This is a genomic window from Actinopolymorpha sp. B9G3 (genome assembly GCF_040120725.1).
In the GTDB taxonomy this organism is placed as follows: Bacteria; Actinomycetota; Actinomycetes; order Propionibacteriales; family Actinopolymorphaceae; genus Thermasporomyces.
In genome coordinates this window covers 23,525-37,536 of sequence record NZ_JBEEAB010000022.1, presented here as the reverse complement: position 1 = coordinate 37,536, position 14,012 = coordinate 23,525, and the positions used below count along the sequence as shown (strand labels likewise).

At 67.5% G+C, this 14,012-nt stretch carries 10 protein-coding genes, 1 tRNA gene and 1 pseudogene; 5 read left to right on the top strand and 7 right to left on the bottom strand.

Translation table 11 applies throughout. The features are described 5' to 3' along the window. Positions 1-95 precede the first annotated feature (95 nt). On the top strand, positions 96-815 hold the full coding sequence (locus tag ABNF93_RS28215; protein ID WP_349331242.1) for a response regulator transcription factor: 720 nt from the start codon (positions 96-98) through the stop codon (positions 813-815). A gap of 140 nt (positions 816-955) precedes the next feature. Here ABNF93_RS28215 and ABNF93_RS28210 read toward each other — a convergent pair whose 3' ends face one another. The 4 genes from ABNF93_RS28210 to ABNF93_RS28195 form a co-directional block, all read right to left on the bottom strand. Next, on the bottom strand, positions 956-2,215 hold the full coding sequence (locus ABNF93_RS28210; RefSeq protein WP_349331241.1) for an ABC transporter substrate-binding protein: 1,260 nt from the start codon (positions 2,213-2,215) through the stop codon (positions 956-958). A 92-nt stretch (positions 2,216-2,307) separates the two neighbouring features. Continuing rightward, positions 2,308-2,520 (bottom strand): hypothetical protein, encoded by a 213-nt coding sequence (locus ABNF93_RS28205; protein WP_349331240.1) that lies wholly within the window; start codon positions 2,518-2,520, stop codon positions 2,308-2,310. Between the two features lie 480 nt (positions 2,521-3,000). Next, positions 3,001-4,875, bottom strand: coding sequence for a CHASE3 domain-containing protein (locus ABNF93_RS28200; RefSeq protein WP_349331239.1), 1,875 nt, complete (start codon positions 4,873-4,875; stop codon positions 3,001-3,003). Between the two features lie 1,791 nt (positions 4,876-6,666). After that, a tRNA-Arg gene (locus ABNF93_RS28195) sits at positions 6,667-6,739 on the bottom strand. A 320-nt stretch (positions 6,740-7,059) separates the two neighbouring features. On the opposite strand from ABNF93_RS28195, the gene ABNF93_RS28190 reads away from it, so the two are divergent. Both ABNF93_RS28190 and ABNF93_RS28185 read left to right on the top strand, forming a co-directional pair. Next, positions 7,060-8,547 carry a phytoene desaturase family protein gene (locus tag ABNF93_RS28190; RefSeq protein WP_349331238.1) on the top strand — a complete coding sequence of 496 codons (1,488 nt, stop codon included), beginning with the start codon at positions 7,060-7,062 and terminating at the stop codon, positions 8,545-8,547. Further along, positions 8,544-9,662, top strand: a complete 1,119-nt coding sequence (locus tag ABNF93_RS28185) for a phytoene/squalene synthase family protein (RefSeq protein WP_349331237.1) — start codon at positions 8,544-8,546, stop codon at positions 9,660-9,662. The genes ABNF93_RS28190 and ABNF93_RS28185 overlap by 4 nt, the downstream gene beginning before the upstream one ends. 37 nt (positions 9,663-9,699) lie before the next feature. Here ABNF93_RS28185 and ABNF93_RS28180 read toward each other — a convergent pair. Then, positions 9,700-9,927 (bottom strand): annotated as a pseudogene (locus tag ABNF93_RS28180) (lycopene cyclase domain-containing protein); the annotation flags it as partial. Beyond that, positions 9,920-10,321 (bottom strand): lycopene cyclase domain-containing protein, encoded by a 402-nt coding sequence (locus ABNF93_RS28175; RefSeq protein ID WP_349331236.1) that lies wholly within the window; start codon positions 10,319-10,321, stop codon positions 9,920-9,922. The gene ABNF93_RS28175 and the pseudogene ABNF93_RS28180, both read right to left, overlap by 8 nt. Positions 10,322-10,429: 108 nt before the next feature. Between ABNF93_RS28175 and ABNF93_RS28170 the strand changes: the two genes are divergently transcribed. Further along, positions 10,430-10,561 (top strand): hypothetical protein, encoded by a 132-nt coding sequence (locus tag ABNF93_RS28170; protein ID WP_349331235.1) that lies wholly within the window; start codon positions 10,430-10,432, stop codon positions 10,559-10,561. Then, a complete protein-coding gene (locus ABNF93_RS28165; protein WP_349331234.1) occupies positions 10,552-12,879 on the top strand; it encodes an FAD-dependent oxidoreductase in 2,328 nt (775 codons plus the stop codon). Before ABNF93_RS28170 ends, ABNF93_RS28165 begins: the two co-directional genes overlap by 10 nt. 117 nt (positions 12,880-12,996) lie before the next feature. Here ABNF93_RS28165 and ABNF93_RS28160 read toward each other — a convergent pair whose 3' ends face one another. Beyond that, a complete protein-coding gene (locus ABNF93_RS28160; RefSeq protein WP_349331233.1) occupies positions 12,997-13,983 on the bottom strand; it encodes a DUF5914 domain-containing protein in 987 nt (328 codons plus the stop codon). Positions 13,984-14,012: the final 29 nt, after the last annotated feature.

Genomic DNA, 14,012 nt, shown 5'->3' with positions numbered 1-14,012 from the left:
GGCGTCGGAACGTGACGAGCTCGTGGACGAGCGCAGGACACCGGCGCACCGCCTGGGTAGCGCAGGTCGCAGTGGGGCGCCGCTAGGCTGGACTGATGAACGGCAGGCCCGAGCTGATCGATGACTCGGGGAAAAATCCTTTTCCGGCGTCCAAGGGCCGCGTGGTGGTCGCCGACGACGATCTGCTTGTACGCGAAGGAATTGCCAGCCTGCTCCTCCGGTCCGGCTTCGACGTCGTCGGGCTTGCCGCCGATGCCGAGCAGCTCATGGCCAAGGTCCGCGAATCCATACCCGATCTGGTCATCGTCGACATTCGGATGCCGCCCAGCAACACCACAGAAGGACTTGCGGCGGCCCGCACAATCCGCAAGGAGTTCCCTAATATAGGGATTCTGGTGCTATCCGCATACGTCGAAGTTGAGCACGCCCGTGAGCTCCTAGCGGAAGGACGCCGAATCGGATATCTGCTGAAAAATCGCGTCGCCGGCTTAGCAGAATTCCTCGAAGCGCTCGATCGGATATGTCGAGACGGCACAGTTGTCGATCCCGTACTGGTGCAAGAACTCCTTGCAGTGCGCCGCCGACACGATCCCCTGGAACAGCTGAGCAGCCGCGAGCGCGAGGTGCTCGCGCTCGCGGCTGAAGGGCGGTCCAACCTCGGCATCGCCCACAAGTTATGGGTGACCGAGGGGACGGTCGAAAAGCACATTCAACACATCATGACGAAACTACAGCTTCCGGATACAGGTGATGATCACCGGCGGATACGTGCCGTGATCACTTTTTTGGAAAGCACCCAGGAGGACAGCCAATAGAATCCCAGAAAGGGTCGATCTTGGGTTGGCCATTTTCGCTGCGACCTGCTTTGAGGGAGCGGGCGCTGTCATCGACGAGGAGGCATTGCCGGCCATATCCTCAAGATCCCCGGCTGTCCTTCTGTGCGCATCCCCGCTAACTACCGCGCCCCAGCCTGCTGTTGCACCGTGTTGAGGAACTGATCCACCGGCACCTGGCCGTTAGTCGCCGGCACGCCGTACTTTGTGAACAACTGATTGACCTTGTTCCACGACTTTGTCGTGGCGTACGGGACCGAACTCCGCACCGCCGCGTCCATGCTCTTCTTGGCGCCAGGAACGGCGTTCCTGTACCAGAACTCCTGCTGCGCCTTGCGGGCCGGGAACGCACGGCCCTGCTCGGCGAGGTACTGCTGCGCCTCGGGACCGGTGATGACGGAGATCGCCTGCATCGCCTTGTCCGGCGTCTTGCAGTTGGCCGAGATCCCGAACCCGGAGCCGGCGGTTACGCTTTTCGAACCATTGGCACCAGCTGGAATCGGCGCGATGCCTATGTCGAACCTCGCCAGCCTCTTCGCGTTGATGAGGTCCCACGGACCGGTGACCACCATGGCGGCCCTACCGGCGACGAACTGGCTGAACGGCCACGTCAGGTCGCTCGTTGGCGGGACCGCTGGGGCGACCTTCTCCTTCTGTACAAGCCCGGCGTACCACTGAAGGGCCTGCCTGAACCTCGGATCCGTCAACTGCAACTGGCCCCTGTCACTGACCGGTAGCGCGCCGTTGAGCGACCTAGTGAAGGGGACCACAAAGTCAAGGTACGGATAGGCGGCAAACCCGTACTGCGATCCGCTGGTGAGCTTCTTCGCATCAGCCAGGAACTCATCCATCGTCCAACCAGGCTTCGGTTCGGCCAAACCAGCCTTGGCGAACGCCGTCTTGTTGTAGAACATGATACGCGGACCAAAGTCATACGGCACCGCGACCTGCGTGCCGTTGACCTTCAGACCGTCCACGATCGACTTGTCGAACTGTGACAACTCGACATCGTTCGAGGCCAGCATCGAGTCCAACGGTCGCAGCCGATTGCCGAACTGCGGGTTCCGCATGCTTTGCATTCCCAAGATGCATGGAGCATTGCCCCGATCGACTTGCGCCGGGAACTTGGTCCAGTAATCACTCCAGCTCGTCGTCTGGAACGTCAGCGTGATGTCCGGATGCGTCGCTGTGACCATGTCACTGACGACCTTCCACGCCATCACCTCCTCATCCGAACCCGACCACATGAACCACGTCATGTGCGTCCGGCCACCCGCTGTATTACCCTCCGAGGCGTCACTCGACCCACAACCGGACAGCACGAGCGCGACGAGGAGCGCGAGTACAGCACTCCCGGCGCAGATCGCCTTCGTCCTGATCATTGGTCCTCCGCCTTTTTACATTGCAGGATTCTTTCTCTGCGCAGACCTCGACGACGGAACTGTCGCGCCAAACTAGGCCATCTTCCGTCGAGTCATAGAATTTCGAGCATAGCCGTCGCGAGCGCGGTGGCCCACACTCCGGCGATCAGCATGCTAACCAGCACATAGAGCACTCGGAGGTGAAGCACCATTTCGTACGGATAGAGCAACGCGACGAAGCCGGTTAATGCAGCCACACCCACCAGGCTTGGCCGAAGCCCGTTAAACCAGCGCAGAATGGGAGTAATCGTTACCAGCCTTACCATCTCAAGGCTCCTTGAACTGGATCCTAACAGCCGTAGTTGGCCTGGCTTCTTCGGCCAAAGTTCGGGAAGTTCAGCGTTGGTTCAGGTGCCTTCGGTGTTTCCTTCCGCTTGCATTGCCTAGCCGGAGACGTGGGATTCGACGGGCACACGCGAGCCGGAAGTTCACGCTTTCGATAGCAGGAAGCGGCCCGGTTGGTAGATACGATGCGGGCGCCGCCGAAGACGCGTATGCACTCGAGTCGGGATCGACTCCAGCGCCCACCCGCACGCACGCGGTCGCCTCTCCTGAAAGTCTTTCGGACTCCGCGGCGCTAAGCGTCAGCGCAGGCCGCGATCTGAGGTGAGGGCGTGCTGCCAGCGGCATAGCACCTGCTCGCTCGAAGGCACCAACGCGGCAACGCGGTTCGGCCGACTCGCCTTAAATACACAATGTGGGTCAGAAGTCCGGAGTCCTGGGGCTCCGAAGAGTAGCCCCAGGGGTTAGTCGATCTCGACGGGCAGCTCGACCTGCAGGAGCGTGCCTTGTCGCGAAGGGCTGATGATCTCGAGCGAGCCTCCCATGGCCTCAACCCGGTCTGTCAACCCGATCAGGCCCGATCCACGAACCGGATCGGCGCCGCCAACACCGTCGTCCCGCACCGACATATGCAATCGACCGTCCCGGATGCCGGCCTCGACGCGGGCGACCGACGCGTGGGCATGCTTTGCAGCATTCGCGAGAGCCTCGGCCGCCACGTAGTACGCCGCCGCCTCCACCGGCTCGGAGAGCCGGTGCGCGATCTCCACGTCGAGCTCCACCGGAATGGTGGACCGACGGGCCAGCGTCTTGAGTGCGGGCCCCAAGCCACCCTCGGACAGGATCGCTGGGTGAATGCCACGTGAGGTCTCCCGAAGATCCTCCAGCGCACCAATCAGACCTCCCACGACCTCGCCCATGTCCGCGCGCAGCTCCGGTAGCTCAGGCGGGACGCTCGCCTCGACAGCCCTAAGGTTGATCGTGAGCGAGACGAGGCGCTGCTGTATGCCGTCATGCAGGTCCCGCTCGATCTGTCGTCGCGTCTGGTCGGCGGCGGCGACGATCCGCGCCCGGGAGGCAGTCAGCTCGGCCCGCGCCTGAGTGTTGGCGATCGCGGTGCCGACCAGTCCGGTGAACTCGCCCATCCGGACGTCCGCGCCCTGCGGCATCGGGCGGTCGTGTGGCGACAAGGCGGTCGCCGCTCCCCAAAGCTTCCCCTCGACCATGATCGGGGAGCCCACCGCCGAGTAGGGGCCCGGCCCCGGCAGAAATCCGGCGACCCACCTGAGCTGCTCCGTCTTCCGCGCCGGCTGTCCACTCTGCCGCACCATCGCGGCGACAATCCCGTCGATCGCGATGCGTCCGCCGGCCGGCACGGGATCGCCCTCCCGTGTCCAGCCGCTCATGACAGTGGCTCTGCCATCGGCCTCGAAGCGCAGGAGCCTCGTGGCCTCGGCACCCAGGAGCAGCCCGACTTCCTTCGCGACCGCGGCGAACACCTCATCCGGCGACCTCCCCTGCGCGACAATCGTCGCCACACGCCGCAGCGCAGCCTGCTCGTCGTTGATCCGCCGGAGTCCGTCCCGGCTGCGCTGCAGCGACTCGGCCATCGAGTTGAAGGAACGCTCGAGCGCGCCGATCTCCCCAACACCGGTCTGGGACATACGGGTGCTGAGGTCACCGCCAGCCAGCCTCCCTGCCATGGCGGCCACCCTGCGGACGGGGCCGACGATCGCTCTGGTCAGATAGCCCGCGAAAAGGACGACGAGCACGATCGATCCGGCGAAGCCAACCGAAGCCGCGACGATCGCCTGCCGAGCATCGGCGTCGGCTCTTTCCTGGCTTGCTGTGATGGCGACGCGCTCGACCGCCGCGAAACCGTCGAGCTCGCGCCGGAGCGCGTTGACGCGCCGCCTCCCCTCCTCCGTCGCCTCCACGCTGCTCGCGGACGCATCCCCTTGCCGCACGTCGCTCACGAGCGGGGCCGCGTAGCCCTGAATGTACGACGTACCGGCCTCGAGGACCCGACGTGCACGGCTCCTCTGACCAGGCTGGTCGGCAAGGCGCACCAGCTCCGATGCGTCGGCAGGAAAGCGGAATCGGGTGGCATCCCACGGCTCGAGATAGCGCTCTTCACGCGTGATGACGAAGCCTCGCACGCCGGTCTCGAGGTCGATGATGTCCCGCTCGACTAGGTTGGCTGCTGCGAGCCTCTCACGAGAGTGCCTCAGCACCTCCGCCGACTCGCGCATGTCGCTGACGGCGACGACGAGAAGGGCGAAGACGATGCTGACGATGGCCGTGAGCAGGCCAGTCGCACCGATCATGCGACCCGTCATGCCGCCGATCATGGCTGCCACCGGTACGCGTGTGGCGCGGCGGGGCCGAGCCGAGTATCCGTGCCGTCGACCGACGGTACGCTGAACGCGATCGACGCACGGGCACTCAGGGCCGGGACGTCAGACCCGGCGGCGAACGCAGCGGTCACCAACCCTCCCCATGAAGGTCCCCACCCCCGCCTCCCTGTGTGCTCGCCGTCGAGGCTTGGCTGAGATGACCGCCGGGATGACCATGGAGGGTCCGGACCGCCCGAAGCGGGACGGCACCGGTCCGTTGCGAGCCGGGGGCATGTGATGCTGGCCGACGACAATGACCTCCTGCTCCGCGGGGGCGTGGCAAGCTTGCTCACCCGGTCGGGATTCGGCGTGGTGAGACTGATCGGCGCCGGCGCAAGTCTCGTCGCTTGGTCCGCGAGAAGCCCCAGACTTGGCCATTGTCGACATTCGGATGCCTCCCACACACGACATCTAAGACTGCATGGCCAGAGCGATCCACAGAGAACTCCCGCAGATCGGCATTCTGGTACTTTCACCCTACGTCGATGCCGAACATGCGATGGAGCTGCTCGCCAGTGGGCAACGGGTTGGCTATCTGCTCAGCCGGTTTGTGCTAGTTCAAGGCGATCTTGGAGTTGGCGGAAACGGACTAGAAGACGCACGCGGTGGATACTTTCGGCGCTATTCAACTACATACTCTGGAAGGCATCCGGATGGCTTCACATTCTCAGACTGGGCGCCGTGGCAATGCGCCCCATCAGCGAAGAGATGCAATCGATCCTTTCGACAACTACGTGCGTTACTGCTTCGCGTAAGCGAGACGACTGTGCTGGATGAAACGATTGCGATGAGATCCTCAGCGTTGTGGTTGATGGCGAGCAGGACTCGAGACGCTAGCTTGGGCGAAGCGACTGGGAAGAAAGTCACTCCCGACACAAGGAGATGGGAAGCCTCTGCGGCAGTAGGGCGATGCCTAGAGACCGGCAGCAACTAATCCGATTTCGTCGGTGTAGGACGACCTCTCGACGGTGATGTCGCGGGCGGAGAAACCGCTGGCGATGCAGCTCCGAGGCCGCTCAGCGGCTGGCCGTAGAGCAACGAAGGCACAAAGCCGGCGCGAATTCACCCGACCTTGCCGGACTAGACGTCAGTTGTATTCGTCGGTGGCCAGAGCGGTCGCATAGTCCAGGACGGCCAGCTCGGTTGTCGATGCCGTGTTGTATTTAAGGACCTCGTCGACGAGGTCGCGTCGGGCCAGACGGTTACTTCACCGCGGCGTCCTTCCGTACGTACGCATGTCGAGATGAACAGTTCGCTCCGGATTCAGTGGCCATGGTCGACGCGGAGTTCGACGGCTGTACGGCCGGGATCCTGGGCGGCGATCCAGGTGCGCAGGCCGCCGTTGAGATCGTTTGTAGCTTTGGCGGACACTTGGATGTACTCCTTCTGTTCGGTTGGAGTAGACCCTGGGGCGGTCGTTCGCGCGTTCCGTCCCGCTGGATCAGACGAGCGGGCGGGCCAAAGTAGGGCGGCGCTATCCCGTCCAGGCAGCTGGGTCTCGCGAATGGCAAGGAACCCGTTGGACCGGTAAAAAGCTCGGGTCCGGCGTAAGTGTCGCTCCCAGTACGTCCGCGCGAGCGATGAGGACCTGAAGCGAGGCACCGAAACCCTCGCCAAGATCCACAAGCTCGCTTGACCCAGCAAAACAAGTCCAGAACGAGTTGTGAGACGGTCCCCGGCAGGGTCCCATCCCACATCCTAGGAAGACGACCCCCCTGACCTGCGGAGATAGGGCGCGCTCGGAGGGATTCGAACCCCCAACCTTCTGATCCGTAGTCAGATGCTCTATCCGTTGAGCTACGAGCGCTGGGCGGTTGCCGAGTCTACAGGTCGGCGACCGGCGTTCCGAATCAGGTTAGTCCGGATCACCTGACCCAGCTCCGCGCAGACGCGGACACCACCCTCAGACCACCCCAAGCAGTGCTCCAACGTTCGGGCGCGGCCTCGAGCTGGACGAGGGGGTGCAGATCACGATCTTGCGGGCATGTACGAAGATCAGAGGCGTTCGGTGCCACAGAGTGATCGAAACAGTACGCACCGACGTGTCATTTGCGACAGGATTCTCATACTGCCGCCGGGAGCGCACCGCGCCGTACGCACGCGAGCGTCCCCGGGAGAGGAGCCACGGTGACCGCACTGCTGACCCGAGGCTTTCGCCGAGTCGTGATCGTCGGCGCTGGACTCGGCGGGCTCTCCGCCGCATGCCACCTCAGCGGTGCCGGCCATCGGGTGACGGTGGTGGAGCAGGCGAGCGGTCCGGGCGGGCGCGCCGCGCGGCTCACCAGGGACGGCTTCACGTTCGACACCGGGCCGACGGTGCTCACCATGCCCGACCTGCTCGAAACAACGTTCGAGGCGGCGGGGGCACGGATGTCGGACCTGCTGACACTGCGTCCGCTCGACCCTTCGTACCGCGCGACGTTCGCCGACGGGTCCACCATTCGCGTACGCCATGGGCAGGAGGCGATGGCGGCCGAGATCCGGGAGCAGTGCGGCGCGGCCGAGGCGGCGGGTTTCGCGCGCTTCTGTCGCTGGCTGGAGTCGCTGTACCGGCTGGAGATGCCGGCGTTCATCGACCGCAACTACGACGAGGTGGGCGACCTGGCCCGCCCGCTAGGACCGGCGCTGCGACTGTTCCGGCTCGGGGCGCTTCGCAAGCTGGAGCAGGCGGTCAGCAGCTACTTCCGCGACGATCGCCTGGTCCGGTTGTTCAGCTTCCAGTCGATGTACGCCGGACTCGCTCCGCAAGAGGCACTCGCCGTCTTCGCGATCATCACGTACATGGACACGGTCCGCGGGGTCTACTTTCCTGAGGGCGGCATCGGCGCCGTGCCGGTCGCACTGGCGAAGGCGGCCGAGAAGGCCGGAGCGATGTTCAGATACGACACACGGGTGCAGCAGGTGCTCCGCAACAGCGCGGGCCGCGTCCGGGGTGTACGCCTCGCGGACGGCACCGAACTCCCCGCCGACGCCGTCGTGGTGAACGCCGACATGCCCGTCGCGTACCGCTCACTGCTCCCCGACCTCAGCACACCCCCGGCGCTACGGCGGGCACGCTACTCGCCCTCGGCGTTCGTATGGCACGCGGGCGTGCGCGGTCTGCCTCCGGGCGAGGCGGCCCATCACAACATCCATTTCGGTACGCAGTGGCAGCAGTCGTTCCGGACCCTGCTGAAGCGAGGACGCCGGATGCCCGACCCGTCGGTGCTGGTCACCGTGCCGAGCCGTACCGAGCCCGGTCTGGCGCCACCGGACTCGTCGGTGCTCTACGTTCTCGAACCCGTGCCGAATCTCACCGGCCGCGTGGACTGGACGTCGGAACGCCAGGAGGCCCGCGACCGGCTCGCCCGGCTGGTCGACGGGTGGGGCTATCCGAGCGACGTCGTGGTCGAGGAGACGATGGATCCGACGGACTGGGCGCAGCAGGGCATGGCGATGGGTACGCCGTTCTCGATCGCGCACACGTTCTTCCAGTCAGGGCCCTTCCGGCCGCCCAACGTCGACCGGCGGATGCCCGGCCTGGTGTTCGCGGGAAGCAGCACGGTGCCCGGTGTCGGCGTACCGATGGTGCTCATCTCGGGTCGGCTCGCCGCGCAACGGGTGGAGGAGCTGTGACGGCCGGGTCAGCGGACGACGACGAGCCGGCGGACCGCGTCGGATTGGCAGACGGCGACGGACTGGCGGACCACGACGTACTGGCGGACCGCGACGACGGGGATGGCAGACGCGCCGACCTGGTGCGGCGGTCGTACCGTCTGTGTGGACGCGTCGCCCGCCACCACGGCAAGACGTACGCGATGGCGGCCCGCCTCCTGAGCGCCCAGCAACGACGCGACGTCCACGCCGTCTATGCGTTCTGTCGGGTCGCGGATGACATCGTCGACGATGCCGGCGACGCGGACGCAGAGCAGACGCGCCGGGCGCTGGCGGAGCTGGGCGCAAGGTTCCGGGCCGACCTCGCCCGCGGGGAATCGGATCATCCGGTCCTCGCCGCCGTCGTCGAGACCGCCCGGCGGCGGCGCATCGACCCCACCTGTTTCGAACGATTCCTCAGGTCGATGGCGATGGACCTCGACACGACCGCGTACGACACCTGGGACGACCTGATGGGGTACATGGACGGCTCCGCCGCGGTCATCGGGGAGATGATGCTGCCGGTACTCCGCCCGTACGACGCGACACAGGCACTCGGCCCCGCCCGCGACCTTGGCATCGCCTTTCAGCTCACGAACTTCCTGCGCGACGTCGGCGAGGACCTCGACCGGGGACGGATCTACGTGCCACAGGAGGACCTCGCGCGGTTCGGCGTCGATCCGCGCGAACGGCGGGTGAGTACGCGATGGCGGGCGCTGATGCGGTTCGAGATCGAGCGGAACCGCCGGATCTACGCGTCGGCCGACGCCGGGATCCCTTTGCTGCCAGGGCGTTCGGCCCGCTGCGTACACACCGCGCGGATCTTGTATTCGCGGATCCTGGACCGGATCGAGGCCGCGGGGTACGACGTCTTCAGCACGCGGGTCCGGGTTCCCGGTCGGGAGAAGGCGGCGGTGGCGGTGCGGTCGATGCTGCGTCGTCCTCCGTCTGTGGCGGCGGGTTCGCCGGCGTCGACGGGAGGTTCGGCGTCCCGGTCGGGTTCGGCGTCGGGTGAGAGAACGCGGACCGCCGGGGCGTCAGGCGTACATCCTCGTTCTGAGACCGGCGGGCGAGACGCTCCCACAGCAGAATCGTGAGCGTCATGAGGCTGAATCCGAACGCGAAGTCCTCCACCGGGATGTCCCACGGGAAGCGGATCCCGCTTGCCTGGCGCGGTGCGTACACCACGATGGGCGCGCTCAGCTTGGTGAGCCAACCGTCGACGAGGATCTGAAAGCCGAGAACGATGACGACAGTGAGCCAGTACGCCGGCCGGCGGAACAGGTGGGTCCGTAGGACCAGGAGTTCGAGCGCGACCACGGCGGGGACCGAGAGTGCGGCCGCGACGGTGTACTCAGGCATGGGGGCCACGCCCCGGGCGTCCGCTGCGTCGGCTGTGTCGGAGGAGCGTGCCGACGGCTTCGTAGGTCAGGAGGGCACACAGCGGTACGACGACGAAGAACACCAGCTCCTCGACCGGGATGCCGAACGGCATCAGCGCTCCGGTGGTGTAGCGCGGGCTGAACTGCCAATGTCCGCGCGCGATCGCGACGGCGTCCCAGACGAGGAACACCACGACCACGACACCGAGAACGAGCGCGAGCCGTCGCGGCCGACGGTAGACGCGGGCACCGAGCACCCACTCCAGCGGGAGGGTGACGACGAGGCAGGCGGCCATGAGCAGGAGGTACTGGTAGCGGTCGATCGGTCCGCCTCCCCCTTCGTCGACGCCTACGGAGGCCCCGCCGCGGAGCACCCGCGAGGGGCGCGAGCGGGTCGCCTTCGTCCAGGTGAGCCTAGAGATGTTCCATGATCATGAAAGCTGACGGGCCCATAGAGCCACAAAACCCTCATGATCACGATCATGATCACGGGAAAAGGGACGCAGGGCGCGGCGACCGGGGGCAGGACGAGGTCGACCGAGGACCGGATGGGTTCGATGTCGCGGACGGGTTCGACCGCGGGGCTGCCGCGTACGACCGGTTGGTGGGGTTGAACCCCGGCTATCACGTACAGCTTCGGCGGTCCGCGCGCCGGCTCTGCGTCGACCTCGGTCCGGCCGACAGCGGGAGCCCAGCGGACAGGGGGAAGGGCCTGCGCCTGCTGGACCTCGGCTGCGGAACCGGCGCGTCGACCGCAGCCCTGCTGGAGGTGGTTCCGGACGCCGAAATCGTCGCTGTCGACACCTCGGCACGGATGCTCGACCAGGCACGGTGCAAGAGTTGGCCGCCGACCGTCGAGTTCGTCCATGCGCGGGCGGAGCACCTCGACGCCGCGGGGGTGAGCGGTCCGTTCGACGGCGTGTTCGCGGCGTACCTCGTCCGCAATCTCCGCGACCCGGATCCCACCCTGCGACACATTCGCGCGCTCCTGCGTCCGGGCGGGCGGCTCGCGGTGCACGAGTACTCCGTCGCCGACTCGGCCGTCAGTCGAGCGGTCTGGCGCGCCGTCTGCGCGGGCATCATCATTCCTGCGGGACGCCTGCTGTCCGGTGACGCGACCCTCTACCGGTACCTCCATCGGAGCGTCCTCGACTTCGACGGCGTACGTGCGCTGTCGGCGCGCCTGCGGCGGGCGGGGTTCACCGGCGTACACGTCCAACCGATGTCGGGGTGGCAGCGCGGGATCGTGCACACGTTCGTGGCGCACCGGCCGGCGGGTACGACGGTGGCGCCACGCACCGGTGCCGTCGCCACCACCACCACCACCGCCACCGCCACCGCCAGTGGTCGCCGTCGGGCGAGTCCTTCCCGCGGAAGCACCTGGTACGGCACGACGCGGCCCGGACGCGACCGCCGCGCGGGGCTCCTGCCCGTCACACCGCCGCCGAGCGATCACGCGGCCTCCTCCGAGACCCCGCGGGTCGCGGTGGTCGGCGGCGGCATCGCGGGTGTCACGGCCGCCGTCGCGCTGGCCGAGCGCGGGATCGCCATCACCGTGTACGAACGCGAGCCCCACCTCGGCGGGCGCCTTGCCGGCTGGCCGACGACGCTCCGCGACGGAAGTACGGCGACGATGAGCCGCGGATTCCATGCGTTCTTCCGGCAGTACTACAACCTGCGCGCACTCCTGCGCCGGGTCGATCCCGGGCTCGGCTCCCTCGTGCCGCTGCGCGACTATCCCCTGGTCCATGCCAGCGGCGCCCGTGACAGTTTCGTCCGACTCCCGCGGGTTCCGCCGTGGAGCGCGCTCACGTTCGCGCTGACCAGCCCGACGTTCTCGCTCCGTGACCTCAGCCGGGTCAATGCCCGGGCGGCGCTGCCGTTGCTGGATGTGAGCGTGCCCGACATCTACGAACGCCTGGACGGCATCGACGCCCTGACGTTCCTCGAACGGATCCGCTTTCCCCCGGCTGCCCGCGACCTGGCGTTCTCGGTGTTCTCCCGCAGCTTCTTCGCCGATCCGCGGCAGCTGTCCGCCGCGGAGCTGGCGACGATGTTTCACCTCTACTTCCTCGGATCCAGCGAGGGGCTGCCGTTCGATGTGCCCGCGCGGCCGTTTCCGCAGGCGATCTGGAATCCACTGGCCGACTACCTCGCATCTCTTGGCGCCGACCTGCGCCTCGGTGCGGCCGTGGATGAGGTGGCGCGCCCCGATGACGGGCATTTCGTCGTACGCACGACTGGCGGCGAGGACGCCGAGGTCGACGGCGTGGTGCTGGCGTGCGACGTCGGCGGGTTGCGGGACGTGGTGGCCGCCTCCCCTGACCTCGGGGACGCGGCGTGGCGGGACCGGATCGCCGCCCAACGTAGTGCCCCGCCGTTCCTCGTCAGCCGGCTGTGGCTCGCCCGCCCGGTCGCGCCCGAGCGGCCGGCATTCCTGGGCACCGCCGGGTTCGGGCCACTGGACAACGTCAGCGTGCTGGAGCGGTACGAAGACGAGGCACGGGCGTGGGCCCGTCGCACCGGCGGGTCCGTCGTCGAGCTGCATGCGTACGCCGTGCCAGCCGGCACCGATCCGGCCACCTTGCGGGGTGACCTGCTGGCGCAGCTGCATCGCCTGTATCCCGAGACGGCTGGTGTCGACGTGGTGGACGAACGGACCGAGCTCCGAGCCGACTGCCCGCTGTTTCCGCCAGGCGGCTTCGCCGGGCGTCCTCCGGTCACGACGCCCGATCCGGGCGTGGTCCTCGCCGGCGACCTGGTCCGCGTCGACGCACCGGTCGCCCTCATGGAACGCGCGGCGACGAGCGGCCTCCTCGCGGCCAACCAGCTGCTGGCGTCGTGGGGTCGGCCGACCCATCCGGTGTGGAGCGTCCCCAATGCCGGGCGCTGGCGCGCGTTCCGGGCCCTGGCCGCCCACTTCGCGCCCTAGCCGTCGACAGCGGCGACCACGTCGACCCCGGCGGCCACGTCGACCCCGGCGGCCACGTCGACCACCGAGGGCAGGGCCGCGGCCGGGGAACGCAAAGCGCGTCGGGCGCCCACCCCGTCAGCCGGGGAAGCGGCCACTGGTGCGGAGCGCGTAGCGGCGTTCGGCGTACGCGAGATCGTCCTTCCACAACCGTCTGGCGGCGGCCCGCATCAGCGGACGGAGCGCCGACCCGCCGCGGCGGGCGAGCGCGAACCCGGGTCGGTCGGAGTAGGCGATCGTCGCTTCGATCACCGCCGTCACCGGCCGCGCCAGCGCATCCGACCCCAGGGGCGTGGCGTGGGTCTCGACCACACTCGTCGCACCTTCGCCGTCGACGATGTGCATGACGACCGTCCGCGGTTCAGGGCAGCTGAACTCCACCCGCACCGGTACGCCGAGCCGCCCCGCCACCCGGAAGGTCACCTCCACCACGAGCCGGTCCTCACCCTCGCCCGAACCCGGACCCGAACCCGGACCCGGATCGACCGGCGTGTCGAGCACCCTCAGGTGCGCGAAGGAGTACGGATGGAACCACGCGCCATGCCACGGGTCGAGCCGGTTCGCCACCACGTCCTCGGGCTCGCACCGCCCGGTCATCGTCGCGACGGCGGCGATACTCCGCCCGAGCGCCGGCCGCCGCGGAAGGACCGGCTCCGCCAGCGGCTCCTCCCCACCCACCTCGTCGAGCCGCACCCACGCCAGCACGCCGTCGTCGTACGCCGGAAACGGGTCCCACCCGGGGAAGCCGCCCGAACCGAGCGCCAACCCGTGCCAACGGCACACCAGACGCCCCGCGTCGACCGCGGCCAGACAGAGCGGTGCACCGAGGTGCGGGCACGCGCCGGGACCGGCGTGCAGAGCGCCGTCACTCCCGCGCCACAGGACGAGTTCGACGCCGGCGACGGTACGCCCGAACGGCCGGTCGCGCCGGACCTCCCGGCTCGACGCGACGACGTACCAGTTGCCGGACGGTCGCGCCTGGGCGCGTTTGAGCGCCGCCTCGATGAGCCCGGGTCGGGCCTCCCGCCAGGTAGGTTCCTGCGCCGACCAGGCGGCACGAGGCATCCGCCGAAGCGGGATCCCCCGCCGAATTC